General features: G+C 37.2%; 31 protein-coding genes. 18 read left to right on the forward strand and 13 right to left on the reverse strand.

Going from position 1 to position 25,984, the window contains the following annotated elements; all coding sequences use genetic code 11:
* Positions 1-3: 3 nt before the first annotated feature.
* Complete coding sequence (locus I6N95_RS07840; RefSeq protein WP_209526435.1) at positions 4-3,513, reverse strand: FN3 associated domain-containing protein; 3,510 nt, start codon at positions 3,511-3,513, stop codon at positions 4-6.
* A 469-nt stretch (positions 3,514-3,982) separates the two neighbouring features.
* On the opposite strand from I6N95_RS07840, the gene I6N95_RS07845 reads away from it, so the two are divergent.
* The 15 genes from I6N95_RS07845 to I6N95_RS07915 all read left to right on the forward strand — a co-directional run bounded on the left by I6N95_RS07845 (position 3,983) and on the right by I6N95_RS07915 (position 11,432).
* Entirely contained in the window at positions 3,983-4,162 is a 180-nt protein-coding gene (locus I6N95_RS07845) for a hypothetical protein (RefSeq protein WP_209526437.1), read from the forward strand.
* 365 nt (positions 4,163-4,527) lie between these two features.
* Entirely contained in the window at positions 4,528-4,710 is a 183-nt protein-coding gene (locus I6N95_RS07850) for a hypothetical protein (protein WP_209526439.1), read from the forward strand.
* Between the two features lie 103 nt (positions 4,711-4,813).
* Positions 4,814-5,134, forward strand: coding sequence for a hypothetical protein (locus I6N95_RS07855; RefSeq protein ID WP_209526441.1), 321 nt, complete (start codon positions 4,814-4,816; stop codon positions 5,132-5,134).
* Between the two features lie 180 nt (positions 5,135-5,314).
* A complete protein-coding gene (locus I6N95_RS07860; RefSeq protein ID WP_209526443.1) occupies positions 5,315-5,476 on the forward strand; it encodes a DUF6440 family protein in 162 nt (53 codons plus the stop codon).
* Between the two features lie 470 nt (positions 5,477-5,946).
* Positions 5,947-6,207 carry a hypothetical protein gene (locus I6N95_RS07865; RefSeq protein ID WP_209526445.1) on the forward strand — a complete coding sequence of 87 codons (261 nt, stop codon included), beginning with the start codon at positions 5,947-5,949 and terminating at the stop codon, positions 6,205-6,207.
* A gap of 68 nt (positions 6,208-6,275) precedes the next feature.
* A complete protein-coding gene (locus I6N95_RS07870) occupies positions 6,276-6,476 on the forward strand; it encodes a DUF4177 domain-containing protein (protein ID WP_209526447.1) in 201 nt (66 codons plus the stop codon).
* A 152-nt stretch (positions 6,477-6,628) separates the two neighbouring features.
* Positions 6,629-7,093: an NUDIX hydrolase gene (locus I6N95_RS07875; RefSeq protein ID WP_209526449.1), complete on the forward strand. Its 465-nt coding sequence runs from the start codon at positions 6,629-6,631 to the stop codon at positions 7,091-7,093.
* Positions 7,094-7,209: 116 nt separating this feature from the next.
* On the forward strand, positions 7,210-7,641 hold the full coding sequence (locus I6N95_RS07880; RefSeq protein ID WP_209526452.1) for a hypothetical protein: 432 nt from the start codon (positions 7,210-7,212) through the stop codon (positions 7,639-7,641).
* Positions 7,642-8,114: 473 nt separating this feature from the next.
* The gene (locus I6N95_RS07885) at positions 8,115-8,519 is read left to right on the forward strand and encodes a GFA family protein (protein ID WP_209526455.1); all 405 of its coding nucleotides are present in this window, start codon (positions 8,115-8,117) and stop codon (positions 8,517-8,519) included.
* A 621-nt stretch (positions 8,520-9,140) separates the two neighbouring features.
* The gene (locus I6N95_RS07890; protein WP_209526457.1) at positions 9,141-9,560 is read left to right on the forward strand and encodes a VOC family protein; all 420 of its coding nucleotides are present in this window, start codon (positions 9,141-9,143) and stop codon (positions 9,558-9,560) included.
* A gap of 112 nt (positions 9,561-9,672) precedes the next feature.
* Positions 9,673-9,873 carry a hypothetical protein gene (locus tag I6N95_RS07895; protein WP_209526459.1) on the forward strand — a complete coding sequence of 67 codons (201 nt, stop codon included), beginning with the start codon at positions 9,673-9,675 and terminating at the stop codon, positions 9,871-9,873.
* Between the two features lie 141 nt (positions 9,874-10,014).
* On the forward strand, positions 10,015-10,191 hold the full coding sequence (locus tag I6N95_RS07900; RefSeq protein ID WP_209526460.1) for a DUF6440 family protein: 177 nt from the start codon (positions 10,015-10,017) through the stop codon (positions 10,189-10,191).
* Positions 10,192-10,202: 11 nt separating this feature from the next.
* On the forward strand, positions 10,203-10,352 hold the full coding sequence (locus tag I6N95_RS07905; protein WP_209526461.1) for a hypothetical protein: 150 nt from the start codon (positions 10,203-10,205) through the stop codon (positions 10,350-10,352).
* A gap of 251 nt (positions 10,353-10,603) precedes the next feature.
* A complete protein-coding gene (locus I6N95_RS07910; protein ID WP_209526462.1) occupies positions 10,604-11,002 on the forward strand; it encodes a cytidine deaminase in 399 nt (132 codons plus the stop codon).
* Positions 11,003-11,231: 229 nt separating this feature from the next.
* Positions 11,232-11,432 carry a DUF4177 domain-containing protein gene (locus I6N95_RS07915; RefSeq protein WP_209526463.1) on the forward strand — a complete coding sequence of 67 codons (201 nt, stop codon included), beginning with the start codon at positions 11,232-11,234 and terminating at the stop codon, positions 11,430-11,432.
* A 727-nt stretch (positions 11,433-12,159) separates the two neighbouring features.
* Here I6N95_RS07915 and I6N95_RS07920 read toward each other — a convergent pair.
* The 10 genes from I6N95_RS07920 to I6N95_RS07965 all read right to left on the reverse strand — a co-directional run bounded on the left by I6N95_RS07920 (position 12,160) and on the right by I6N95_RS07965 (position 20,981).
* Positions 12,160-12,999, reverse strand: coding sequence for a PTS system mannose/fructose/sorbose family transporter subunit IID (locus I6N95_RS07920; RefSeq protein WP_209526464.1), 840 nt, complete (start codon positions 12,997-12,999; stop codon positions 12,160-12,162).
* Positions 12,983-13,753 (reverse strand): PTS mannose/fructose/sorbose/N-acetylgalactosamine transporter subunit IIC, encoded by a 771-nt coding sequence (locus tag I6N95_RS07925; protein WP_209526465.1) that lies wholly within the window; start codon positions 13,751-13,753, stop codon positions 12,983-12,985. Before I6N95_RS07925 ends, I6N95_RS07920 begins: the two co-directional genes overlap by 17 nt.
* Before the next feature lie 13 nt (positions 13,754-13,766).
* Complete coding sequence (locus I6N95_RS07930; protein WP_209526467.1) at positions 13,767-14,240, reverse strand: PTS sugar transporter subunit IIB; 474 nt, start codon at positions 14,238-14,240, stop codon at positions 13,767-13,769.
* Positions 14,241-14,242: 2 nt separating this feature from the next.
* A complete protein-coding gene (locus I6N95_RS07935) occupies positions 14,243-14,986 on the reverse strand; it encodes a BtpA/SgcQ family protein (protein ID WP_209526469.1) in 744 nt (247 codons plus the stop codon).
* 18 nt (positions 14,987-15,004) lie between these two features.
* The gene (locus I6N95_RS07940; RefSeq protein ID WP_209526471.1) at positions 15,005-15,421 is read right to left on the reverse strand and encodes a PTS sugar transporter subunit IIA; all 417 of its coding nucleotides are present in this window, start codon (positions 15,419-15,421) and stop codon (positions 15,005-15,007) included.
* 17 nt (positions 15,422-15,438) lie between these two features.
* Positions 15,439-16,161: a GntR family transcriptional regulator gene (locus I6N95_RS07945; protein WP_209526473.1), complete on the reverse strand. Its 723-nt coding sequence runs from the start codon at positions 16,159-16,161 to the stop codon at positions 15,439-15,441.
* Positions 16,162-16,353: 192 nt separating this feature from the next.
* Positions 16,354-16,806 (reverse strand): GNAT family N-acetyltransferase, encoded by a 453-nt coding sequence (locus I6N95_RS07950; protein ID WP_209526476.1) that lies wholly within the window; start codon positions 16,804-16,806, stop codon positions 16,354-16,356.
* Positions 16,807-16,828: 22 nt separating this feature from the next.
* On the reverse strand, positions 16,829-18,685 hold the full coding sequence (locus I6N95_RS07955) for a J domain-containing protein (RefSeq protein WP_209526478.1): 1,857 nt from the start codon (positions 18,683-18,685) through the stop codon (positions 16,829-16,831).
* A gap of 10 nt (positions 18,686-18,695) precedes the next feature.
* On the reverse strand, positions 18,696-20,390 hold the full coding sequence (locus I6N95_RS07960; RefSeq protein ID WP_209526480.1) for an Hsp70 family protein: 1,695 nt from the start codon (positions 20,388-20,390) through the stop codon (positions 18,696-18,698).
* A gap of 186 nt (positions 20,391-20,576) precedes the next feature.
* Positions 20,577-20,981, reverse strand: coding sequence for a DUF5301 domain-containing protein (locus tag I6N95_RS07965; protein ID WP_209526482.1), 405 nt, complete (start codon positions 20,979-20,981; stop codon positions 20,577-20,579).
* Between the two features lie 650 nt (positions 20,982-21,631).
* On the opposite strand from I6N95_RS07965, the gene I6N95_RS07970 reads away from it, so the two are divergent.
* Positions 21,632-22,339 carry a hypothetical protein gene (locus tag I6N95_RS07970; protein ID WP_209526499.1) on the forward strand — a complete coding sequence of 236 codons (708 nt, stop codon included), beginning with the start codon at positions 21,632-21,634 and terminating at the stop codon, positions 22,337-22,339.
* Positions 22,340-22,843: 504 nt separating this feature from the next.
* On the opposite strand, the gene I6N95_RS07975 is transcribed toward I6N95_RS07970, so the two are convergent.
* Together I6N95_RS07975 and I6N95_RS07980 are read right to left on the reverse strand one after the other, a co-directional pair.
* Positions 22,844-23,746 (reverse strand): hypothetical protein, encoded by a 903-nt coding sequence (locus tag I6N95_RS07975; RefSeq protein WP_209526501.1) that lies wholly within the window; start codon positions 23,744-23,746, stop codon positions 22,844-22,846.
* Positions 23,747-24,360: 614 nt separating this feature from the next.
* A complete protein-coding gene (locus I6N95_RS07980) occupies positions 24,361-24,936 on the reverse strand; it encodes an NADPH-dependent F420 reductase (RefSeq protein WP_209526503.1) in 576 nt (191 codons plus the stop codon).
* Positions 24,937-25,113: 177 nt separating this feature from the next.
* On the opposite strand from I6N95_RS07980, the gene I6N95_RS07985 reads away from it, so the two are divergent.
* Positions 25,114-25,518, forward strand: a complete 405-nt coding sequence (locus I6N95_RS07985; protein WP_209526505.1) for a DUF3224 domain-containing protein — start codon at positions 25,114-25,116, stop codon at positions 25,516-25,518.
* Positions 25,519-25,622: 104 nt separating this feature from the next.
* Positions 25,623-25,835, forward strand: coding sequence for a hypothetical protein (locus I6N95_RS07990; RefSeq protein WP_209526507.1), 213 nt, complete (start codon positions 25,623-25,625; stop codon positions 25,833-25,835).
* The last annotated feature ends 149 nt before the right edge of the window (positions 25,836-25,984 follow it).

Consider the following 25,984-nt stretch of genomic DNA (forward strand, 5'->3'; position numbering starts at 1 on the left):
TGATTAATGTTTGGTCAAAGGTCCCCAATTATTAGCACTGTATGCTCGAATCGTTAATTGCGCGTCTTCAGGTAACTTGGTTTCAGCTTTATACACAAAAGCCTGAGGCGCTATCACCCCATTCGCTCCCATTGGATCAGAGCCATCTAATGTGTAATAGGTGATCGTATTAGGATTAGGGTTGGTCAATTTAAGTTCAGCGGCTGCTTGACTGATTTCCACTGGTTTATAGCTATGGGCCATCTGATATTTTGCCCACATATCAAGTGAAAATTGGACACGATCAGGTACTTGATTGAGTATTTTAACTTGTTGATTTAACCAGTCTTGATACATCGTTTTTCTGGCGCCCATAAAGGCGGCGTCAAGTTTGTAAGCATCCTTCAATTCATCGATATTGCGTTGAATTTGATTAGTGACATTGCTAATTGAAAGAGGGGTCGTTGATTGAGATAGATTGCTAGTTACCGGTCCAAATTGTGTTAATACCTCATCTTTAACAAGAGTTTTAAATTCTAAATTACCAGCCGTCGCTATTGTACTGTCGCCAGAAAAGAAACCAAAAAGTCCCCCAGGTCCCTTCCGTGAAATGCTATCAATATTCCATTTATAACGATACGTCCCACCACCGGCTAGAGCTGAAAAACCTGTACCGATCAGATTATTATTGTGGAAAGCCCCATCTGTGTCATTGATGTTAAAAGTCATTTTAACAGCATCGCTTTTTCCTTCTAAGACGGCATTTTCCACCACTGCATCAATTTCTCGTTCAGTATCAACAAACATAAAGAGAATTTGTGTTTTAATAAAGTCATCAACATCGATGTACTTTTTAGCCTCCTGAAAATCTTTTGTGGCAAGTATTTTCTTAATCGCTGGCCAAACCGTTAAATCCCCATCTTCTACTATCCCATAAGGAAAATAGCCATCTTGAAAACGGATCTTAGTATAATCACTGTCGTTGCCACCGAAATACTCTTCAAACATTTTCTCACCAAAATCTTCTCGAAGAGTTTTAATGCCCATGTATTTGCCATTGTAAAAATAGTTAACATAGCGAGCGCTTAACGCAATTTTCCCCATTTGGCTGGCTAATGTATTGGTGACTAATTCGTCATAACGGTTATAACCTAAGCCATAAATATCATTTTGCGGGCCATCTTGACCTTCTTTTAATTCAAGTTTGGCAAACTTGTTAACAACAGGATATGGTTCACCAGGTGTCGCTTCAAAGAACGGATAATTAGCCTTTTTTGTAAGAGCGTTGCGATTGAACTTAGCCGCAACACCTGAGTTGTATTGATACGCGCTAACTTGCCCAAATTTTTTATTAGCCGATAAACTGAAAAAATCGCCCTTGCCATTTTCAGTGTGATTGTCAATATATTCAAAGGTACCAAAACTATCCAGTAAGGTTAAAGCAGTCGAATTGCTCGTCATAGAGACAATCGGAAATTGTTTCATACCAAGAGCGTATTCCTCCGTCGTGATGTTCCCTTTGTATAGCCACTGATAGCCACTGATTTTTTCATTAGGATAGTTATTTTCAAAGACATAGGTCTGGGCTGTAACCCCTGTGTTATAGTCATCACTATAGGCATAGGCTTTTACAACCGTTGTTTGGTTAATAGCCACAGGCTTCTGATAAATGGTTCCTTTTGTCTCACTTGGATCGCTACCATCAGTCGTATAACGAATTGTTAAAGCAGGGTCCGTTACTAATTCCAGTTGGAAGGAACTTGAATAAAGCCCACGAGTATGGCTGAAACTTAGACTTTGATCAGCTTTAGCTTGATTGTTCGATTGACCGAAACTAGGCTGGTTAATCAACGTCACTTGGTCGCTACCGTCCGGTTTACGTCCGAAGGTTTGGTTGTATTTTTGTTTCAAGTAGTCCAACGAATCAATTGTACGCATGGATGGCTCACTCGTATCGATCAAGTTTACCGTCCCAGACCCACTTAGAGAAAAAGCCCCGTGATCATTACCTAAATCAGGCTGCTGATCCATGTAAATAACTTTAAATCCATTAGCAGGAATTAAGAGGTTTGCCAAATTCGATTGTTTCTTTTTACTCGTAAGGGCTATTTCAGGCGTTAATAACACTGGCTGATCGTGATGATTGTATAATTCTAACCATCCCGCCTTTGAAGCAACACTTCCTTCAGCCGCGACTTCATTGATAAAGACTTCTTTAATCTCTTGGGGATCAGAGATAACATCGGTTAAAGTAAAAGGCGTATCGCTGTATCGATAATTAATGACTAGTCGAGGTGGATTAGTTGAACCATAGGAATAAACACTGCCGATAAAATTATCACCATCAATTTTAAACGCCAGAGATTGGCCCGACTGCCACCCGGCTAAGCGCGTTTCATTGATGATATTGCTTAAGTTAGGTGTTCGAATTGTCGTGTTGCGACTTGTAAAGTTGCTTTGTTGGAACGGAATAGCTAAAGTGCTGTATGAGCGATTGCTGATATTTTTTGCAATCCCTTTGTAGGTTTCAGGCTCTCCAAGCTCTGCGCGGATCTCCATATTAGCAGTGGCAGGTCGGCTAGTGGTGGTAGCCGTCACAAACTCAAGATAGGCATCTTCGATCTCCGCATTTTCAGGCAGTTCCACTTGATTAAAACGAATCCCAGTTTGTTGTTTATTGCCTGCTGAAGGGACTCCGTAATGGCCACCAATCTCCAGGTTACTGCTTGTCGTTACAGCTAAACCAATGCCAAACTCTTCAGCATCATCTGAATTAACGCTCGTTGTCACGATGGTTTGATCGTGTTCAGTCTCATATTCAAGGACTAGTTTTGGGGCAAAGGTCGGATTAGATTCAAAAGAACGCGCGATATAACTACCACTTCTGCTACCGACGATTTTAAAAACAACATCATCCAATCCCGCCTTTTGTGAACTCACTTCATCAAAAATCGCCATCAGACTTTCCGTTGTCAATTGATCGTTGACGGCAACTTTTGCAGGTGTTTGGACTTCTACAAAATTCTGACTCATCTGACGATTTTTAAAGGTAGCACCTTGATAGGTAAAAGCTGTAGCTTCACTGGTTTCTCCGAAAATTTGGAACTGAGTAGGAGACGTCGACACATTACGAGCTGTAAAAATTAAGTAAGCATTCGTTAATATAGCGCCAGCTGGGAGATTAAGATTACTAAACCGTAAAAAAGTGTCATAAGTAGTTGGGCCATGTAAGTCAAGACCAGTACTGGTTAAATTAACAGAGGAATAGTTTGTTTCAGCATCATCATTTCGCGTGGTGATGCTAATCTCTTTACGAATTTGGAAGGTATTCCCCGTTTCTATACTAGTAGTTTGGATGGGAATGGCCTCGGTGTTTTCCGAAGGCGCTTCTTCAAAAGGCTCTGTTCCTTCCTGATCATCACTGCTTATTTCAGCGATATTATCTGAGGAGACCTCATCTGTCGCAAAAATGGTTGGGGCATAAAAAAGGCCACTGACAAAAATGGTAATTAACAATAAGCTAACTTTTTTCATTTGAATCTCCTTCTCCTTTATACATCTTAATCCCGCTTGTTAAGAGTATAATCCAGCTAATTTAATTGTGGTTAATATGACAAAATCGCTACTCATTATACCACAAAGGAAACCTTATACGAACGGCAATAACATGCAAAATGTGCGTCAATAGTGGTACTATATTAAGAAAAAGGACAATATAGACCATAACAGTCGATCATTCTCTTTAATTATTTTAACTAAACCAAACAAAATCCTAATTTATCATGACTGTTGGCTTTGCTAAAAGCAACTCATTACCATACATCTGTCTTTTTAGAGAGATTTGATCAACTTTGGCTTCAACACCATTTAGTTAAACTTTTTTTATTTGACTTTCTCAGGCCGCTAACTCTGGTAACAGCATAACCTTTCTCCTATATAAAATTGGTATCAATCCAGCCTAATTTAATGTACAATTAAAATATAAAAAATAAGAGGTGATTATTTGTTAACATTATTATTTCTATTATCAACCATTAGTTTCGTTTTAATCTTTCTTATGCCCTTTGTTCAAAAAAAAGACTTGGGAAAACTCTATACCACGTTGACATTATTACAAGGCGGCTCGATTGGCGCCACTTTTGGTATTTTGCTTGTCATGCTTATTAAAGGACGTTCTTTTTAAACGATTTGAAATTTAATGGGGAACTTTGGCGTTTTTAAGCATTTCTCCCTCAACTTTTGGCTTATTTCTTTGAGTTCCCCTTAATCTGTTAGTCTTGTAGCTTAACAATGACAGATTAAGTTGGTGCCTCTTTTTTCAATAATACTCAACGTGAGTTACAGCTTTTGGGCAGAACGTTTGTTTCGAGCAAACCTCTGATGTTCCACAACTACTGCCATGCCGATTATTGCCTATGAGCTTGTTAGGCTTTTATCCCCCTAAACCCTTTCATTTAACGGTTATTATGACAGAATTGTCACTAGAAATATCACAGCATAGATGTTAATGTTAGGATAATAAACCCATTGATTGGAGGCTATGATCTCATGAATATTCCAAAAGAAAACATCAGCTTAGGCCTTACCTCGGTTGCACTATTACTCCTATGCTATTTCTTTGAGAAACAATTACCGTTTACCATTTTTCAAGCTAGCGTCGTTATTATTCTCCTTATTGTTCCCCTTGGAAAATGGCTGATTGCTAAAAAACTCACTCCCCAAAAAAGCTAGGATAATTTATCCTAGCTTTTTCAGTTCCATCATGATTAATAGAAGGCCACCTTTACAAAAATCAGCTAAAATGATATTCTTTTAGTAAGAAACGGAGGTAAATATGTCAAAAGCAAGCTATTTTGCTTCACTACTTCAAAACGGGCAAACCGTTGAAAAGTATAAAGAAGCAGGAAATTCTATGTTGCCAATTATTAAATCTAATCAACCTGTTAGTTTAATTCCTGTTACAGCTAAAACTACTTTAGAGATTAAAGATATTGTTTTTTGTAAAGTCAAAGGAAATTACTACACACACTTAATTTCATCTATTAGAAATCGCAACGGTACTATCGAGTATCAAATTTCTAATAATCATGGTTACGTAAACGGTTGGATTAAGAAAGCTAATATTTTTGGTAAAGTCGTCAAAATTTGGAATTAATTCCAAGTTTATTTTTTTGCTTTTGATTCTTACCCCTGTCACCTAAGTTTATCATCACTACCTAAACACCCATCCCTGATGTATCAAAAAGTTCTTCGTTAGGTTAATCTTCCCTTTCTCTTTGACCACCCTTCATTTATGGCCCAATTAAAATGATTAATTGAAAGGAGAGTTCATTTCATGACTAAAAAAGAAAAACGGTTTATCACTGAAGCTCATAATGATCTTTATCAAATTGTTGCCGATACAAAAACGAGCGTTCAATACCTTTTCGCACCTAGTACTGGTATAACACCTCAACTTGACTCTAATGGCAAATTACTTCTAGCAGATAAAGAATAGTAGCTGATCAGTATTTAAGTAACCATAAGTTCTATAACCCCCCTTTTTATCACAAAAGTGTAAGACCATGTTAGCAATTTCGAGTTGAATCCTCCTAATTCTTGGTATAGTTAATTCATCAAGTAGCACACAGGAGGAATTAACTATGGATACAGCAGTATTAGCAGCCGTTGTTTGGTCAATTTGTATGATCATTCGAGAAGCAAAAAGAAAGAAAAAATTGACTAAAAATTAAGACCACAATTATGGTCTTTTTTCCTACTGACTTCATGATTCAATCACAATTAACCACCACGATTCTTCATTCATTTCTATTTTTATGGAGTTTCTGACTGTTTTTATCAAAAGTTCTGATCTGATATTTTTACAACGTGACCTTAAAATTGAATTCTCAAATAAAATATTTGGTTTTTTTGTTACTTTCGCATCATCTCAAATTATTGCATGATCATACAATACATGGAATTATCATGAAAAAGCTAGGGATAATTATTGTTATTGATATTATTTTTGTCATGCTACTCTTTAATTTTATGCCAACATACAAAGAATACGATGTTAACAATTGGAAGCTATTTATTTCTCAGTTGGTCATACTATCAGTTATTCTTGTTGGCTACTCTGCCCATCGTTTTTTAGCTAAAACAACAAAAAGTTGTCTTAGGAGAGGGTTTTTATTTTCCGTAATTTTATCAATTACGACCATTCACGTACTATTTGAAACCATTTAAGCATATTCTTCATAAGTTCCTAATATTTTGGCTATCATCACCTCATAAAATATTAGGAGGTAATATTTATGTTTGAATACAAAACTGAACTATTAGAAACAAGTGTCAAATGGACGAAGGACGGTGCCAATGAAAAAGATTTGTTACAATTAGATGCTCTCCTTAATTTACGCGCCAAAGAAGGATGGGAACTTGTCACTCATGGCTATATGCCTATCCTTACATCCTCACGCAGCGCATTCCTGATTACATTTAGAAAAACACTCTGATGTCATTTACTCACCGCATATATGCGGTGAGCTTTTTTAAAAATTATTTACAGTTCCTTTTTAGTAATTAAAACTGGACTCTTTTTTGCACTTTACACAATTTTTGTTAAACTATACTACTCACGATAAAAAATATCTACGGAGCTATGTACATGAAAAAAATAGCAAACCACTTTGGCGTCTATGGCGTCTTGATAAAAAATGAAAAATTACTTCCATACAAAAACAGCTTTGATCTTCCTGGTGGCAGCCAAGAAGAAGGAGAAAGCCTAGTTCGTACACTTATTAGGGAAGTCAAAGAAGAAACTGGCTATGACATACTATCTTATAAAAATAATAGAATCTACGATTCGTTTGTACAACCTACAGACGATTCTAATTGTGTCCATCATGTGTTTGCATTATATGATATCGAAATTGATTTTAGTGCGCAAACTGAAATACCTGAACAAGTAATTGATGGCGCTAACGATTCTTCAGGGGTTATCTTTGTCGATATAAAGTCTATTAATAGTGATAACACCTTTCCAATTGTTTTAAAGGTTTTAGATGAACTGAAAAAAAGAAATAATTTTTTTGAAGCATCTTTTTTTTTCTCACTGGACTGTCAACACTAAGCTTCAAATCTTCTAGGTATTACTAAAACCTCTTTGATTATTCCTATCAATTATTTTGACAAACTTTCTATGCTATAATCTTTGTAAATACCTACTTGGGAAAGGACGGGATACTTTTGACTGTTATCACTCACGATACTGATAATTTTTTTTCATTCCATGATGCTCCAATTGTTAATTGCTACTTCAAAACTCCATACTTATGTTTTGAATTTGAATACGTTTATTGTTGGTTGAACAACAATAATACCCCTGCAATTTATTCTTCCGAAGGATGCCCTAAACTCATTATCAGCATTGACAATATAACTAGTTGGATAGATTGGGAATCTGGACTAGACTACACTGATGAATTCGAAAGTCATCTTCCAAATTTAATCGGGACAGAATTCTTATCGTTTGAACGTCAACATAATTTAGGTGAAATCACACTTGTTGGTGAAATATGTGAATTTACATTTGAAAGCTATCAAATTATCGTTGAACCTAGTAACTTACATTTTTATCGAAATTTTTCTAAAGCTGATTTATCTGTAAAATTTCATTAAGTTTAATCACGTGTATAGAAAGCACTAAAACTCCCTTAGTGAAATTACAACCTCTTCTGCTCCCCTTTTTGATTCAACGTGAAAATCAAAAATGATTGTTAATTGCTCTAGCAATTACATCCTTCTTGACATATACTTATAAATAACTTTTACTTTATAAGGGAGGTTTTAAGATGAAATTTTCTTTCGGAAAATTTTTTGGTAAACAATTTTCAAAATCATATACCTTTGCCTTCAAAAAAAATGGATTAATCACTTAGTGTTTACTGTCGTTATTTTTTTAGTTTTTTATTTTCTGATATTCAAAAAAAATCTGCTACCAGCTCTTTTTTGAACAGCTATCAGTTATCTTTCTCAACAAATACAATCAGTTATTCGTTCTTATTGATAGTTCCTATCGTAAAGAATCATAACCTCAGCCCACGTTAACTCTAAAAGAATCATTATTAATCGATCAACAGGAGAGTGATTGTATGTCAACATACAAATGTAGTTGCTTTTGTAAATCTGTTCAATTTCAGGCTACGTTAAAAAATTTAGACTTAGTCGTCTGTCATTGTTCAATGTGTAGAAAATTGACAGGCTCTACTGGATTTGCCAGTTTAGAATGTGCTAATGATGTAACATTTATTTCAAAAAAACACCTAGCCATATTTAACTCCTCAGAAGTCGCTGAACGCGGGTTTTGCTCAAATTGTGGCACGACGTTATTTGATCACTTTAAACCAGCCAACGCCTTTTTCATCCCTCCTGCTATTATAGAAAATTTGCCTGAGGAAAATATCCACTTTGTTGAAGAAATATATTTTGATAATAAACCATCTTATTACGCTTATAAAAATAAGACTAAAAAAAAGAATGAGTCTAACTTTAAGTAGCTTTTTAAAGAAATCATCTCCCCCTTCCGTCCTTAGCTCATAACGTAAGGACGGAAGGGATCGCATGAAAATAATTTGGCTGGTAAGCGCCTGTATCTTTTTAGCTCTCTATGCTTCAAAACCAAAAAATAAAAAGTAACTTTTTGCAATGAGAACTGATTGCTTTTTTTTTGGAATTTACTGTTCACAAAAATTATGACGGCACCATTTTTATGGTACAATAAATTAAAAGAGGTATTTAAAATGACCCGAAAGAATTCAAAATCAGCCTGTTTTTTGATTATTCTCTCCCTAATTAGCACTATTCCTCAACTTTATGCAATATCAAGATTCACGGATTCCAATATCATACAGTCGTTATACCCTGGAGTTCCTATTTTATTTTTTGTGGGAAACACATTGTCATTCATCATGTCGCTCATGCTCTTTAGAAATACTCGTTCTAAATTTGCATTGATTCCGCTAGTCATTTCAGCTTTAGTTATCATTACCTACCTTGGCCTATATATAGCTGGCTGGCTTATTTTTAGTAATGGCCCTTAGGAAGCTATATCGGGTATTAAAAAACGCTTACTTTCAGTCTTTTGTAAGATAAAACCCATAAAAAAAGAGGTGCTAATAGTGACACAATCAATTGTACACATAGCCTTAGTCGTCAACGAATATGATGAAGCTATCGAATTTTATACCGAGAAATTAAATTTTTTATTGCTTGAAGATACCTACCAAGCAGAACAAGACAAACGTTGGGTAGTTGTTGCACCGCCAAACTCTAGTGGAACCACTATTTTATTGGCAAAAGCAGCCAAACCAATTCAAAAAGAATTCATTGGCAACCAAGCTGGCGGGAGAGTCTTTCTTTTCTTAGGAACAGATGATTTTGAGCGAGATTATACACAGATGCTAGCTAAAGGAATAGAATTTATTAGACCTCCTAAACACGCCGATTACGGAAAAGTTGCTGTCTTTAAAGACTTATATGGTAATCTTTGGGACTTAGTTCAATTTAACGATGATCACCCAATGAGTACTCGAGTTTGACAGTTCACAAGTACCGCATCATTAGAAACAACAGACTTGTCAGCAAATTGCGATTGAACCACTACTTTTCTTTTCCCGTGATAGAAATAAAAAACGCATAAGGAGGTTTCACATGAAAAAATATATTTCTCTTACAATCCTGATCCTGGCTTTTATTGGTCTCAGTGGCTGCTCCCCAACTGAAAATAAAGACGTCAGCTTAAAAAAAGAAACAATTAGAACCCTCGACTCAAGCAAAATTTATCACGATTACTTGCCTGATGATAATGGGACGATTGACTCCAATTTACCTGAAGTTATCACTCCAGAATAATCCCTCCATTCTAATTAGGCTTGCCACAACTCTAGTATTAGATATCATTGAGGGTAATTTTCTTACCCTTCAAGCATTTTAGCCACTCATCAGCTTTTGATTTGATACGATGATGTTAGAAAATGATTGGAAGTTACACTGATGACTAATAGATTTGAATTAACGAGTGATAAATTACAAGGTTTTGGGAAAGCAGCTCATATTATCACCGATAGCGAAACTGGCGTTCAGTACTTAATGGTGGCATTTTCAGGCGGGATTGGCCTCACGCCACTAATTGATTTAGCTGGAAAGCCGATTCCAGCTGAAAAAGAATAGGAGGTGAAACTATGACATTTAAAAAAGTGATAATATTCAGCCTAAAAGAGTTTAATGACAACAAACCAAACGATGGTTACTCACCTCAAAATGGACATGTCATCAACGTGTTTTTTAGTGCCAATAGATTAACGGAATGTGTGGCAGTTGGCTTTCAATAAATAGATTAATAGGTGCCACTTCTTGTTTAAGAAGTGGTTTTTATCTTTCTAGCACATAGTAATCACCCTAATTTTTCTGAAAGCAACAAACAATGATGGTACAATAAAAAACCCGCAATATAAAAAATTGGAAAACGATCTTCGAAAAATAATTCATAGTTAGACTTTTATCTTGCTGCATTGATTACGCACTTATCTCATTTTAAAACTGTCACCTAAGATACTTTAACTAAAGCAAAAGGAGAATTAAAATGACAAACGAACAAAGACTACTTAACGCTGTCAAAAACGAATTGATTGACAGGTATCCAACTGGTTGGGGAGGTGTAGCCGGTGTTCTGCTAGATACCAATGACATACTTACGAGCATTTCCCCTGATTTTCCAAATGAAGGCTCTAGTGTCTGTATGGAATTGGGTTCTATGCTAGAAGCTGCCAATCAGAACAAAAACATCACTCATACAATTTGCCTTGTTAGACATGATGAAATGTCTCCCTTGAAGATTCTCTCGCCTTGTGGGATTTGTTTAGAAAGACTGAGGTTTTGGGGAAACGATGTGATGTGTGCTTTGACATCAGACAGTGTCTTAGATCTGAAGTTTGCCAAACTTAGCGAACTCCAACCCCACCATTGGCATAAAGTATACTAACTGCAACTCTTGCGTCAACACCTTAATCCCTGCTTTACGATGCAAAGATGATCAATAGTAAGGTCACAACTGACTTAACTATTCAAACATCGCCTGTAAACTTTCTCCCAATCATCAACCACTTCCTTAAATCTGTAGTTTGTGCACATGGTTAAGATGACAACATTGTAATGCCATCTGTATATTATATATCGTATAATTAGTATACAATAACTAGGAGGCTGATTATATGTACGAATACAAAAGTGAAATTTTAGAAACATCTACAAAGTGGATTAAAGATAGCGCAAATGAAAAAGATTTGAAACTACTTGACGACTTGATTAATTCAAGAGCCCAACAAGGATGGGAGCTCGTTACACATGCTTACATGCCTAACGTAGTCGCTACACGAAGCGCCTTTCTGATTACGTTTAAAAAAACCATTTAATATTTATGGCTCATGGCCTTTAGGCTATGAGCCTTTTTTACTTAGTTTTGATCTTCACCGATAAGTCTCGATACTACTAAGCACTTATCAATCTTATACAACAAGGAGTCCCTATGAATAATAAAACAATTAGACTGCTACTAACATTAGTTTATAGCTTCCCCTTCATTTATCTAGCCATGTACTTAGATTTCTTTTTTCGATCGATGATCGGTTGGTTAATTATGGGAATCGTTTATCTGCTCCTTTTTGTTCTTTCCTATAAACAAAAAGTGATACTTCCTCTCATTGTTGGAAGTTTTGTCTCCACTTTTCTTTCAATTACGTTAAACCAAAGAATTGCAAATATTGAACAGTGGTCATCGTATTTTAAACCTTTTGAAACTAGTTCTCTGATTCTCACGATCATGGTAATCTGCTTACTTATCCAATTGTCAATTTATTACTTGATAAAGAAAATAAAAAAAAATCACCATTCTACTAAATATTAATCATTCATGGAGGAGATAATGTCTTTTAAAACCCGAGGAAATAATTCACAAAAGGGATGGCCTTTTCTAACAGTCATCCCACTAAATCCAATATATAGGAGGCAATTTTCATGAATGCAATTGTCGAGGCCAAAGTTTTGGCTTCTACCTCCTGATTGGGTTATTTAATAGATATTTAGTGGGCAGTAAAAAATAGACGGCTTCTATTCAATAGAAACCATCTATTCAAACCTATTTTACGCTAAGCCCACTAGAGCCACTAAAATTGAAAACAGAATAACCCCTAATAATAGCGTCGTCGTTTTAACTTTCTTTCCTAATAACCAATAAATAATCAAAAAGAACACAGCAGGGAAAAAACCTAACATGATTTGATCCACATACGTTTGCAGTGACTCAGCAATCTTGCCACCACCCACTTTCATGGTTAACTCAAAGTTGACATTCGACGCCGTCATAGCGCCGATGACCATTAACCCAAGAATGGACGCCGACTGCGTAATCGATTGAACTAAGCCACTGTCGCCTAATTCGCCAAAAAATTTGGCACCAAACTTGAGACCTTTATCCAAACAGAGGTATCTCAAAATAAAGTGTGGCACATTAATGATCAATAAAAAGGCAATCGGGCCAAAAATGCTGCCTTGATTGGACAGGGAGATCGCAATCCCTGTGGCGATAACTTTCAGTGTGCCCCAGAAAAAGGAATCACCAACACCAGCAATCGGCCCCATCAAACTGGATTTAACAGCACTAATTGAGGAAGAATCAAACTCACTATTACGAGCATTTTCTTCTTCCATGGCACTAGTAATGCCAAATAACAAAGTGGAAACATGAGGGGTAATCGACATAAATTCCAAGTGCCGCTGAAGTGCTAAGGCCCGCTCTTCTTTCGTTTGATACAGCCGCTTGATAATCGGGCCCATGGTATAAGCAAACGCCAAGTTTTGCATCCGTTCATAGTTCCATGACGCATCCAGTGTCAGTGACCGAAAGAACACTGACCAAAAGTCTTTCCGTGTTAATTTTGATCCTGCTGCTACCTCATTCGCTGGCTTAGAATTCGTTGTCATCGACAAAATCCTCCTGTTTTTTATTTTCACTAACGGTCATCATTAACATGACCGCCACAATCCCGAAAAGCGCCACCCCAACAACCGTGACATTTAAGTAAGCCGCTAATAGAAAACCTAACAACAGAAATGGCACCATTTTTTTAGTCAACATCATTTTAGCTAGCATAGCAAAACCGATTGCTGGAATAATCCCAGCCGCAATATCCAACCCGTGAGTAATAAATTCTGGCACAAAAGACAAAATCTTTTCAATCGCTGGCACACCAAGGGCAAACCCTGCGGCTACCACAAGGGCCAAGATCACTTTATTTAAAATAGAATAAAAAATTTGAGTCCGTTCAACCCCTTTAATATCCCCTTCTTTAGCATATTTATCTGCCTGATGACTGGCATGCGTCAAGAGAAATGTCATCTGCAAGTTGTCGATTAATAGAACCAAGGTGGCAATCGGCACTGCCAATAAAACCGCACTCGAAATCGATTGACCACTCATAATCACATAAGCCGTGGCAATAATCGTCCCTGAGACAAAGTCTGGGGGATTGCTAGCACCGACTGGAAAAGCACCCATAAAGACTAATTCCAAAGTAGCCCCTAGTTTTAAACCAGCCTCTAAATCACCAAGAGCAAGTCCCACTAAAGGACCGACCACAATTGGTCGATTCCACATAGTTGAACCAAAGAAACTGTGCATATAAGCAAACAGTGCAATTAAAAACATTAAAACGATATTCCCAACTGAAATCTCCATCTATTTTTCCCCCTTAAATCAATTTAGCGATGTTAACAGCTTGTTCATCAGGCACCATCTGAACTGTTAATTCAACGCCCGTTGCTGACAACTGCTGAATCAACTCAATGTCACTTGGTGATAAGTGGACGGATTTTGAGACTTGCTTACGATCAGCCCCATCCTTCATGCCGCCTAAATTGATTGCCTTGATCGCGGGCACTTGACTAGCTAACTTGGCCACATCCTCCACTGACTCACATAAAATCAATAAGCTGTACTTATCCGTCACCCCTGAATTTAGGGCCGTGACGGAATCTTCAATACTTTTCATGACTAACTTAACGCCACTTGGTGTGGCCATCTTCATAGCGGTCATTTTCAACGAATCCTTCACCAATGCGTCACTAGCAATCAAGATACAATTTGCTTGTAAAAATTTTGTCCAAGTAAAGCCAACCTGCCCGTGAATCAAACGGTGATCCACTCTCACTAATTTTACTGTCATCTCTACAATCCCTCCCGATATTGTTTCACTAATGTCATAAACTGCCGAACATTTTCGCGACTTACATCACCAGTGTCCTTTTTCGTATCTTTAAAACAACTTCCCACGATAGCCGCATCACAGATCGCCAATTGAGCCAAAACATTCTCATCAGTCACACCTGCTGCCACCACTAAAGGAAACGCCCCTAAGGCCTCACGAAAATCTTGAATTTTGGCCATTGAGGTTTCTTCTCCCGTGGCATTTTGAGTCACTGCAACCGCATCACAGCGAGTCTTCGCAATGGCCAAATCTTCCGCCAAACTCTTTTCGGATAATTCCGGTTGATACTTAAAGCGCACCCCACCGATTAAACAAGCTTTAGACTGACTGCGTTCCAAATCGAAAAACGCTTGCAAGGTCGCTTCATCGCGTGGTTTAACATGGCCCACTACTGAATCCACTTGTACAATATCCAGCTCATATTTATTGGCCAAATAAAAACCCATGGCATCCAGATTTAAACAATTGACCCCAATCGGAATCCCTAACTTCAAGGAAACGATGTACTGAATGGCTTTTTCTAGCTGGACATAATCGCCATAATAGTTTTCCATCATAATACAATCGACGCCTTCCTCAGCGTAAATAGCGATCTCCTTTTTGGCTCGCTCTTGAATCTCTTCTTCTGAGTCTCCTTTTAAATGAATCATCGCAATAATCGGTTTTTTTGTCTTAAAGACATCCAAAAATGTTTTCTTTTCCAACTTTAGCTAACTTCCTCTCTAAAAATCCTCATCTACTAGTGCTTCATGGTCCAGCTGAATCCGCCGAATACCTTGCTGGGCTTCAGCTATCATCTCATCAATTGTGGCATCAGAGATAACTTCCGACCCATCTAAAAGAACTTGCAAAGCCAATCCCAAATTAACCCCAGACAACAGGACCCCATTAGGATAATGGCCTAAACTCAACATAGCGTTTACAATACTAGCCCCATAAAGGTCTCCCATAATAATAAATTGCTGTTCCGGCTGGGCATGCATTTCCTTGGCGATTTCCGCCATAAAGTCGGTGGCGCTTTTGCCAGGAACTAAGGAATAAGTCGTGATCTCCTGTGCAGTACTACCAGCGATTAACTCCAAAGCATTTTTAAAGCCTTGCGCTAACTCTCCATGGGTGGCGATAATTAATTTTTTCATTGATATTCCTCCTGGTATTAATAAGAACGAATCGCTGCCTTATACAGCTTAGAATTGATAAACTGCTCATTAAAATAAATCAGTTTGCTAGAAGCATCCAAAACTTGTTGCTTAATATGAAGCAGTGGTGTTCCTTCTTCAACCTGCAACTGCTGGGCCAACTCAGCTGTGGCAAGGGACACATCGATCACATTGTCAAAATGATTGATTTGATAACCCTTTGCTTTTAAAACTTCAATCAAGGAATCCGACTCAGTTAACCCATCGATAATCGGCGCCATTTCTTTTGTGACATAGTCGATTTCAAAAATAACCGGTTGATAGTCAATGTTTCGCAATCGCTTTAAAGAAATAATTTCTGAGGCCATAAATCCTAATTCAATTTGTTGCCCCTCACTTAAATTAAGATATTCCTTTTCCAAAATTTTAGTAGTGGGAGTTTTATTAGACGTAACCCCTGCTGAAGTGAAACTACCACCCGCATTAAAAGCTTCCTTATAAACAGGAAATGCCACATAAGCGCCTTTTCCTTGCTTTTTTTCAACAATCCCTTGATCTACCAATAACTGTAAGGCATTTCTAACGGTAACCCGACTGATGTCATGCTCTCTCATCCACTCCCCTTCAGAAGGCAATTTTTCCCCATATTGATAGCTACCAGACAAAATCTTATTTTCAATCAAATTAGCCAATTGATTATAAAGTGGCGTTGGATTGCTTTCAGAGATCTCTTTTTCCATAGTATCCTCCTTCATCGTTTCAACTTGTATTAACTTGTATCAACTTGTCTTAACTTGTATTATAGTAAGCGTTTTTCATTTTGTCAACCAAAACTTATTTTTTTTGCATACGTCAATTAAAGTAACATCAGATCAAAGCAAACAAACTCTCCAAAATCTGGAGAGTCTGCCCACTTATTTTGTTTAATACCATCACTTACCTTGGCTAAACGACTGTTGAGCGATGACCATTGGCGTAATTGTCCCTTGATAAAATATCTTCTCAGCTCCTGTCACACTGCCACCTAAGCTTAAAAGAATTTTGACCGTGCTCGCTCGCGCTTCTAATGTCACTTTTTCCACCCCTTGCGCAAAAATAGCGGCCAATGATTCCCGGGCTAACTGGCTGCCAATATGCCGACCACGATAAGCAGGCGCTACTAAAAAACGCCCCCAGTGAGTCACTCCGTCTTCTCGCCAGACTGCCACTGCACCAACAATCTTCTGATCAAGTTTAGCACACCACCACTGAGGCTCCTTGGCGGCTGTCAAAGGGATATCAGCAAGCGGAATCCCTTGTTCCTCATGAAAAACACGACACTGAAGCTGATAAATCTGCTGTAAATCAGCAACACCCGCATTTTCGATTACAATTGTGTGAGCCAAGTCACGCCCCCCTTTTTCTCGATTAACTAGGAAAATCAAAACTAGCCCCTGCTACTTGATCCATATAGGCTTGTGGGGCTTCAGCAAATGAACCACCATAAATCTGAGCCAGTTTCTCTCGTTCATTAAACTCAATAAAGAGAATATCCTCTTCTTTTTTCAAAGCCAAAACCAACTGCTCTGACCTAAAAAGATAACCCGGTTGATTGACAAATCCTCTCAGTTCAATTAGCTTGTCCTCATCCTCTGCCACCAAAATCATCTCAGTACGCAGTTCCTCAGAAAAATAGTCAGCCCCTAAGTCACTGAGCACTTTCAAGTAAGTCTCACTCGGCAAGCCATATTGGTTTAAATCACGTCTAAAATAGTCATAAGCCGTATAAGAACCAGGTGAAGACAAGGTTTGATCATCAGGCTGAAACGCGAGATTGGTAATCTGCTCCTGCCAATTCAGAAAGACCGCCAGTGTAAAATCAGGTAATTGTTGGAAACGCACCTGAACGATCGACCCTTGATCTGCAAAAGAATGGAAGATCTCTCGATCCAAATAACTACTCAATTTGATTTGTTTAATTTGCTCCTGATTATTTTGTTTAAACACCAAATAAGCCGCATATCCATCGTCGCTGAAATCCTCCTTCCACTGAGAATCCGTCCCCGCTGTTCCTTCTTTTTCAAATAGATCATCAAAAAATCGTAAGCTACCATAAACTTTCAAGCTGCGAAATTTCCTAGCATTATCAATTAAAGATTCAGATTGGATTTTCCTCATAATCTCTTGATCCACCGGCTTGATTGGTCGACTGGACTGAGTGCTAGTCATGCCGCCAACTCTGACAATTAACCCTAAAATGGCGATTGCCACCCAAATAAACTGCCATGAGGGACCGCTTTTAGTTGATGTCACCTTAACTTCTTTGGTCGCCTTATTTGGGTAAAGCAACGATACCCAATAGCGTTTTAAACGCTCTGACGCCCACTCCAATTCCTTAATTTCAGCATAAGTTAACTTGGTCACTTTTTCGCCATTAAGATACTGAGTAAATCGAGCGAATTTTTCACAGTCTTGCCGATATCGTGTGCCCTCAATCCTTGACAACAAATTGAGAATTAAAGAGCTTGATTCACTGATTTTTTCTTTGCTTTGCCCCAGATAATAAAGAGCTAGCAAATAAAGCAGATCATCGTCCAAATAAGAAAAATCTTTGGCTTTTTCAACTATCGAGCGAATTGAAGCATTCTCTGGCTGATCGTCAGATAAAAAGTGATAAATTTGGTAGCGATAATGATAATAGGTTTCACGCTGTCCTTTAGGAATATTCTGATAATCCGCAAACCGCAGATGATTCTCAGCTAATACATCTCTGTAGTCCCAATACCCATAATAGGCCTGCCAATCTTCCTCCGTTAATTCACATAATGTTGTGATGGACTTTTTAACCTCATCAGACAATAAATAGTGATTTTCCACAAGAAAATAAATCATGCGCTCGCGAGTCTCTTCGTATTGCTGGAGGGATTCATTTAAAAAAGGCCTCAACAAATCTTCCCATAGAGCCTGATCATCAAAATAAGCCTCCTGAGTCATGGTTTCACGCAACAGCTGATTCAAACTTTTTTTAAGTTCGACGATCTGCATCACGTCATCTGTAAAACTGATCTCCTCTTGAGTCACCGCCTCATCTGGAACCGATTGAAACTCAGGCCTGATTTCCGGGGATCCTTGGATTGATAAAGCCACATCATAGGCTTTGCGCAAAGCCTGATAAGCCTCCATGTCTTTAGATAAGTCCAATTGTTTAACTTTTTGGGCATACGCCCGCTTAATTTCTTTTTTTGAAGCACCTGCTTCGATGCCTAATATCTGATAAATTGTCATCTTATCACCCTCAATCGAACCAGTCGAACTGATGTTGACTGATATTTTCGATAAATTGTGTGACTTCCTGCTGCATTTTACGGATTTTTTTATCATCTTGCTTGTCCAAAACAAATTCAAATGAGACACTTAAGCGAGAGATTTGTTCCCGCAGATCCCCTTGATGCTCCACGTAAAGACTGTCAAGTTTTGCCAGTAACAGCCGATTGATTTCTCGATCTTTAGGATGGACTTTTAAGTAATCCAATTTTTTTAAAGCCGCTACTAATTCCTGTTGACTAAGAGATCCCGGCTTTTCTTCGATGATCAGCCGTTCTGTCTTGTCATGCTTGTGATCCGTCACAATGACTTCCAAAATACCGTTAATATCATAAGTAAAGCGACAAGTGACCAAATGTCCTTTAGGTCCTTTGGGAATCTTGATTCGCACTTCACCAATCTTCAAATTATCTTCTACCCGAGAGTGTTCCCCTTGATAGATGCCAAACAACAACTCTGTTTGATTGTCAACGATTGTTGAAAACGGCAGTTCGCGACTGATCGGAATGGCTGAATTGCGCTCGATGATCGGCTGATAAATCCCCGAAATAAAACCAGTCGGCGTTTCCTTGACAATTTCCGTGCCCATTGTATGACTACAAACGTCCGTCAACATCATCTCTTCTTGCAGAATATCGCCACTACGCATTGAGGCCTGAACCCCAGCGCCGATCGCAATCGCTTCATCTGGTTCCAAACTGACAAAAGGAAAAATTTTAAACAGCTTGGTAATAAACTTGCGAATCACTACAGACTTGGTTGCTCCGCCAACTAAAATAACTTTATCAATCTCCTCTAAGGACAAGCCCCCATCTCTTAAGACTCGAACCAATGGCTTTTTCATGCGATTTAACAAGGGCTCACAAAGGGTTTCATAATGCTCCAAAGATAATGAATAACAATGATCTTGGTTAATCCGAAAATTAACCGTCACAACTCCCCTTTCCTCTAAAGAGCGCTTAGCTGATTCAGCTTTTTCATAAATCAGGGACCATTGCTGATTTGTCAGGTCACTTTCCGTCAACTGACATTGGGCCATAATATCCGCTACGATCACTTTCGTAAAATCTTCTCCCCCTAAAAAATTATCCCCTGAAATCGATTCAACTTGCATAATGCCTTCAAATAATTCCATCAAAGAGACATCATACGTGCCCCCACCTAAATCACACACTAAGATCGTCTGATCCAACTCTTTATGCAAACCATAGGCAATCGCCGCGGCTGTCGGTTCACTAAGTAAACTGGTCACCTTAAGACCAGCAAGTCTAGCCGCCTCAATCGTGGCTTCACGTTGCAGATTATTAAAATAAGCCGGAACACTGATCACCGCTTCCGTTACCGCATCGCCAATATGAGCTTCCGCATTGAGTTTCAATTTTTTTAATACCAAAGCCGATAATTCGATGGGAGAAAAGCTCAAATCACCTAAGTGGTAAAGTTTTTCAGTGCCCATAAATTGTTTAAAGGTTGAGGCGGTTAAATTGGGATGAGACAGCAGACGCTCTTTGGCAATCTCACCGACAACGACCTCCCCATTATCATCTATCCCCACAACTGACGGGGTAATTGTTTTTGAAAATTCATTAGGCACCAATGTGACGGCACCTTCTTGCCAATATGAAATCAAACTATTCGATGTGCCTAAATCAATGCCTACATTCATCTCATCTACTCCTCTGTATAATAGGTTCCTTAATTAGTTTAACAAAAATAGCGACTTTTTGGAAGATTGGATTGATTGAAAAGAGGACGAGTTTTTGGCACCTGATTTAGAACTAAAATGACCGAAAACAAGCATAAATAAAAAAGTACCATAAATGAGTGTTTACGGCACTAAGTATCTCTTTTTTTATGGAATTGTTCCCTTTAGATAATTAAACAATTCAATTGTTGAAAAGTATACACCAGTATAAGGTTTTTCAATAAAATAATCGTTTTCATCTTTATAAACATAAAATGTGTCTGTTACATTTCCTTTTCTTAGAATTTTAATGGTGTAAAATTGAGCTACATTCGGAGAATCATTTACTGATTGTCTGTTGATGATTTTTGAATAGGCATCGTTCATTAAATTAAGAATTTCTTTTTCTCCTTCTATGGTTAAGCTCCTGTGAATATCATTTTTACTGATGGATATACTTAAAATTTTATCGTATTTTGGAATTATCGTGATGGGCTTTCGATAAAGCATTAAAACGAAAATTGAAACTACTCCCAAAATAATACATATAAGACTCTTTCTTTTTGTCTGCATAGTTTTTCCTTAAAAAGTTGATAGTATTAACTTAGTAGTTACGATGATTCTCATTTTATCTAATCTAATAGTTCTATCACTGATTGAACTCATTTCAAATGAAAAAAACTGACTCAATCAAAAAAATTCTTACTATCATAAAATCACAGCAACTTTTATTTTTCTTCTAAATTAAGATAGGAAAATCTTAGCATATTGCTTTAATCCAGTCAATGAAGTAGACAAAAAGTTCATTAAATAGCGTTCGTGTACACTTAAATGATAAAGCATCGTTTACTAACTTTTGTTATGCTTTTTGTCGAAAGAGTTACCTTATTTAGGTCGATGTCAAAACCAGACTATCTTATATAAAACAATTTAAAGTAGAATATATATGGTTTAGCCCTGTCATCTCAATGACAGAGCAATTTTGGCTATCTATAAATTGAATCACTAAAAACATTAATGGTTTATCTTACCTCTTCTTATTTCCATACCGAGCAAACACTAAAAGTTCACAGTGATCCTAATAGTGAACAATGTTAAAATTAAGAAATTAAAAACACTAGTAGTACTATTGGAAAACGGGTGACACATACATGGAAAGACTAAAACCAATTTTTATAGCCTTTATCTTCACAACTTTAATTGGCCTAATAGGAGGCTGTACCATGAAAGAAAAAACATCACAAAACTATACAACGAAAGAGGAAGCGGAAAAAGCCGCATTAGTCTTTCTTGAAAAAGAATATCAACAGAAATTTACCCTTACAGGAGAAGGTACACTTGAATCGGCTAAAAATATTCAATACTTTAAGACAAAGTTTAAAGATTCTGATGGACTAGAAGCGGAAATCACCCTGCCTCAAGACAAAAAAAGTGACTTAGGTGACGTGGTAGACTCAGGAGTTGCAGGCACAAGCGACACTTATTCTCAAGTTGTTTATACCAAAAAAGCTCGCGATGCTGTTGAACCTCTATTTAGGGATGAACCCTTCAAAAAATATTTTATCACTTTAGAAGGGGCAGACTATGCCAAAAATGATTTATCACTATCCGCGGATGAGTATTTTAATCACTATCAAGCAGAGTATAGTTTTTTCGTTATTCTCAAAGACGATCAAAGCACTGACTACTATGCTAAGATTATCGATCCCTTTTATCAAAAACTAATTACCAAACAAGCTAATAACTTCGGCCTGTTTATCTACGCCAATAAGAAAGAACTTTTCAGTATTAGTTATGTCAATTCCAAAGGTTTCAACCCGCAAAAATCCTATGAAGAAATCCTCGAAGATGTTCAGGTTGGCATGAGTGGCAACCAACCTCAGCCAGAAGAACGCTGGCTACGCTCTGAGTATTACAATGGAGATGAGTAGTCTTTTATAATAGCTAGTAAAACCCATTTAAATCAGGTCAAATCTAGCAAGACGCCCTTTTGCTTTTTATTCCGCAAAAGGCGTCTTGACTTTAATTTTTTGACATTCTCTAAAGCTACCAAATTGCAAACTTGCGGGTTAGAATGCCGCTATTTTTTTCTACAATTTAATCTAATGGGAGATACCTCCATACAACCTTGTCATTTAGAAAATAAATGTGCCATTTTTCTGTTTCAGCTGACTCTTCATCATATCTATAACGGTATTGATAGCATATGATATCCTTTGAGTTTTTCTTAAGTTATAATGCTTTGTTAGCGTTTATGCCAAATGTAACATAAATAACAAAAGTTACTATAAAAATTTATACACCCTTTTTATCATGCCTTATCTTCTTTAATTATTTATCCCTCTTTTTATGAGCAAAACTAACAGAGTAAAGAGTAAAATTGATCCTAGCCCCAATATAACCAACACTAAAAGAAGATTCATTTTTCCTCCTCCTTATCTTAATACAGAGCTTTTACTAATAGTCCCGTTATGATTAGCTTCAACATTTACACGTAAATATTTTGTATCCCAAACGACACTGACACCTTTGATTGTGATCCCAATCTTTGCAACACCAGATTGATAGGCAACCCTTCTTTTACTACTTGGTTTTTGGACAGCACTGCTTGTTCCACTAATCTTAATAAATGTACCTGCGATTCCATTTGATTTCATATAATTTCCTGTTCGTCTAGCAGTTACTTTTATGCCATTATACGTAAATTCAGATGAAATATAGGCGGTAACAATTTTCCATTTCTTTGCTGTTACATCATAAATATGACGTGTATGTGAAGCATTCTTAATTCTAGATTTCGGAGCTGCTAAAGCTTCTTTGAAAATTAAACTATCAATAAATTTTAGTGGACTAAATGCTAATTCATCTTCCTCAATCATCGTTGGTGCCTCTTGCTCCTCTGATTCTTGAAATTCATCTACTATGATTAAATTAGTATCAAAGGTCACAGAAATATTTTCTGTGATTTCATAAGTTTCTACTGGCACATTAGTTTCCAAAGATATCTCAAATATCGTAGGTTCCTCGTTTTTCACTAATTCAATTTCACTTTCAATTGAATCGGTTATCGTATCTTGCGGCGCCGTTTCTTTAGCACCATCTACTGCAGAATCGATACTAATATTGTCTTCTAGTAACAGTAAATCTTTGAACTCTTCAACAAACTCTTCTCTTTCTGTTAGAACAGTATCCAAATCGTCCTTTTCTAAATTAACCTCAACAGCTACCTCATTGTTAGTTCCAACACTTTCACTTGCAAAAACATAACTAGATCCCGTAGGAGAAAACATGATAGTGACACTGAATAAAACAGCTAATCTTTTTAACCTACATTTCATAAATTTACGCCTCCAATTTTTTTTTATAACACCATAAAAAGAGAACGTTTTCACATTACAATATTGTTACATTTTTTTAGAAAGGAAATTCGAATTCAACTGATCACTAAAATTACTCGATGCAATATTTTTTCATCAGTGCTACTTAAATTATCTAGATAAATCGTTCTGTATTGGCTGCTCATTAGATTGTTTATGCCAACCTACCAAAAAAAAACAAACTCACGTTAAAATTCCCAGCTTTTTCATATATGAAAAAATTGCATTCCCCATCAATATACTGTGATATATTGACATTACTATCAATACAACCTTGATAAATAAACTCTACATCTGTACTTCCATACTCAATTGATAGTAAACAGATTAGCTTTTCCGATATGCTTGCCAATCTGTTTGACACTTAGTTCGTAAAACGATCTATTAACAACTAACCACTATGTCCATTCAGGAGATAGTTTTTTTCTGTCAAGTCACTCCCTATCGACAATAAGCCCACCAACAAAAAAGAATCGACCACTCATCTACAACTCTAGACAATTAGCCGATTACTGTTAACACTTTTTTTTACTACTGACTGGTAAAGATTCGTTGAGCCAAATTAAAATGAGTGTCTATTTGAGGACAGCAAAGCCACCTGTCCAACCGATTTTTTCAGCAGAAGCCAATGAAATTTGTAGGAAACCAATCGCTTCTAATTCACGAGCTCGTTTCAACGAACCGGCATCAATAACCGCTAAATCACTGCCCTCTAAAATTTCTGTTAACTGTTCTTTAGCCTTTTGATCATCTGATGCTAAGAGCACCGTTGTTTGCTGTTCACCCGCGACTTTTTTGGTCGCCAAGCTTGCGGCGAAGGTTGTATTAAAAGCTTTGATTACAGCTGAATCAGGCAATTGCTTAGCTATTTCTGCAGTAGCAGAGCTGTCAGCTGGCACCACTAAATCATCAAAGGTTTCAAAGTTAACTGGATTTGTTATATCTATGACAATCTTTCCGGCTAACTTTGCTTGATAGGCACTTAAAATACCTGCCACGGCTGGATAAGGGACAGCTAATACGACTACATCGCCTAATTGCTCAACAGGCGTTTCCTTAGTAATATAGGTGACTGTGTTCCCCGCATCCTCAAAATTGCCACCAATTGCTACTCCCATATTGCCTTTACCAAAAATACTAATAGTTGTCATTTTCCATACCTCCTAAGGTAGTTGTTTGTTTCATTTATATACTGAGTATATCACTTACTAAAAATAAGTAAAACATTTTGTCTCAGGGCTGAAAATTAATTATCTTCACAACTATTGACCAAGAACGTACGTTCTGTTACTCTTTAAGTATCATATATTTTAGAAAAGAGTGATCTTATGGAAACAGCTATTTTTACTGTGACAAAATGGGAAGAAACACCTATCGAAACAACTCTTAATCATTTCCCCATTAATTCTGCAAAGGTTGAATACCAAATAAGTGGAGTTTTAGAAGGAACTGCTACCTTGGAATACCTGCTTTATTACCTAGATAGCAATCTTGAGGACGCTGAAAAAGCCAAATCAAAAATTGCTGGCTTTTTGCATTTTGAAGGAACTTATGCTGGGAAAGTTGGCGCCTTTACAGCTTCTGAAAATGGCATGTTTGATCAAGGGACACTAGATAGCCCAGCCGAAATCATTCACGCTACAGGAGAATTAGCCCAATTAACTGGCCATTACAATTACCATTTTCTAGGCCACACAAGTGAATTGATTTTAGACTTTTCATTGCCTAATTGATAGTATCTTTACATCAACAAACTCCCTACTAAAGTAAAAAACATACAGTTTGTCCTTACTAACGTATGATATAATGAGTTAATAAGAACTAGGAGGCGCTTTTGATGAAAAAGGAGATCTGGTATAAATACTTGTATGGTGCTGTTGCTATTTTAATTATCGCTTTCGCAATTAGATTAGGCGTTGATCTAGCCAAGCATGTTAACATTACCTGGAGTTTTATTTTGGATAGAACTTTGGACTATTTAGTTCCAATAATCTTGCTATTTATTTTTTCTAAGATCTGGAAGAATAAATATAGTCCCAAAGGAAAGTAACCATGTCATAACTACTTCTATTGTGCAGCAATTGTTATTATTTTCTAGAACACACAAGTATTGCCCAATTAATGACAACTCTACATCAACAAGTAAAAACACGAGAGCTACTCATAAGTAGCTCTCATGCTTTTTTAGCGATCCCGGTT

The organism is Vagococcus allomyrinae (assembly GCF_017829975.1).
Classification (GTDB): domain Bacteria; phylum Bacillota; class Bacilli; order Lactobacillales; family Vagococcaceae; genus Vagococcus_D; species Vagococcus_D allomyrinae.

Bases quoted from the DNA above. Each gene is read 5' to 3' on its own strand.
- I6N95_RS07840 (WP_209526435.1), bottom strand. From the start codon at position 3,513: ATGAAAAAAGTTAGCTTATTGTTAATTACCATTTTTGTCAGTGGCCTT.
- I6N95_RS07850 (WP_209526439.1), top strand. From the start codon at position 4,528: ATGAATATTCCAAAAGAAAACATCAGCTTAGGCCTTACCTCGGTTGCA.
- I6N95_RS07855 (WP_209526441.1), top strand. From the start codon at position 4,814: ATGTCAAAAGCAAGCTATTTTGCTTCACTACTTCAAAACGGGCAAACC.
- I6N95_RS07860 (WP_209526443.1), top strand. From the start codon at position 5,315: ATGACTAAAAAAGAAAAACGGTTTATCACTGAAGCTCATAATGATCTT.
- I6N95_RS07865 (WP_209526445.1), top strand. From the start codon at position 5,947: ATGAAAAAGCTAGGGATAATTATTGTTATTGATATTATTTTTGTCATG.
- I6N95_RS07870 (WP_209526447.1), top strand. From the start codon at position 6,276: ATGTTTGAATACAAAACTGAACTATTAGAAACAAGTGTCAAATGGACG.
- I6N95_RS07875 (WP_209526449.1), top strand. From the start codon at position 6,629: ATGAAAAAAATAGCAAACCACTTTGGCGTCTATGGCGTCTTGATAAAA.
- I6N95_RS07885 (WP_209526455.1), top strand. From the start codon at position 8,115: ATGTCAACATACAAATGTAGTTGCTTTTGTAAATCTGTTCAATTTCAG.
- I6N95_RS07895 (WP_209526459.1), top strand. From the start codon at position 9,673: ATGAAAAAATATATTTCTCTTACAATCCTGATCCTGGCTTTTATTGGT.
- I6N95_RS07900 (WP_209526460.1), top strand. From the start codon at position 10,015: ATGACTAATAGATTTGAATTAACGAGTGATAAATTACAAGGTTTTGGG.
- I6N95_RS07905 (WP_209526461.1), top strand. From the start codon at position 10,203: ATGACATTTAAAAAAGTGATAATATTCAGCCTAAAAGAGTTTAATGAC.
- I6N95_RS07910 (WP_209526462.1), top strand. From the start codon at position 10,604: ATGACAAACGAACAAAGACTACTTAACGCTGTCAAAAACGAATTGATT.
- I6N95_RS07915 (WP_209526463.1), top strand. From the start codon at position 11,232: ATGTACGAATACAAAAGTGAAATTTTAGAAACATCTACAAAGTGGATT.
- I6N95_RS07920 (WP_209526464.1), bottom strand. From the start codon at position 12,999: ATGACAACGAATTCTAAGCCAGCGAATGAGGTAGCAGCAGGATCAAAA.
- I6N95_RS07925 (WP_209526465.1), bottom strand. From the start codon at position 13,753: ATGGAGATTTCAGTTGGGAATATCGTTTTAATGTTTTTAATTGCACTG.
- I6N95_RS07930 (WP_209526467.1), bottom strand. From the start codon at position 14,240: ATGACAGTAAAATTAGTGAGAGTGGATCACCGTTTGATTCACGGGCAG.
- I6N95_RS07940 (WP_209526471.1), bottom strand. From the start codon at position 15,421: ATGAAAAAATTAATTATCGCCACCCATGGAGAGTTAGCGCAAGGCTTT.
- I6N95_RS07945 (WP_209526473.1), bottom strand. From the start codon at position 16,161: ATGGAAAAAGAGATCTCTGAAAGCAATCCAACGCCACTTTATAATCAA.
- I6N95_RS07955 (WP_209526478.1), bottom strand. From the start codon at position 18,685: ATGACAATTTATCAGATATTAGGCATCGAAGCAGGTGCTTCAAAAAAA.
- I6N95_RS07960 (WP_209526480.1), bottom strand. From the start codon at position 20,390: ATGAATGTAGGCATTGATTTAGGCACATCGAATAGTTTGATTTCATAT.
- I6N95_RS07965 (WP_209526482.1), bottom strand. From the start codon at position 20,981: ATGCAGACAAAAAGAAAGAGTCTTATATGTATTATTTTGGGAGTAGTT.
- I6N95_RS07970 (WP_209526499.1), top strand. From the start codon at position 21,632: ATGAAAGAAAAAACATCACAAAACTATACAACGAAAGAGGAAGCGGAA.
- I6N95_RS07975 (WP_209526501.1), bottom strand. From the start codon at position 23,746: ATGAAATGTAGGTTAAAAAGATTAGCTGTTTTATTCAGTGTCACTATC.
- I6N95_RS07980 (WP_209526503.1), bottom strand. From the start codon at position 24,936: ATGACAACTATTAGTATTTTTGGTAAAGGCAATATGGGAGTAGCAATT.
- I6N95_RS07985 (WP_209526505.1), top strand. From the start codon at position 25,114: ATGGAAACAGCTATTTTTACTGTGACAAAATGGGAAGAAACACCTATC.
- I6N95_RS07990 (WP_209526507.1), top strand. From the start codon at position 25,623: ATGAAAAAGGAGATCTGGTATAAATACTTGTATGGTGCTGTTGCTATT.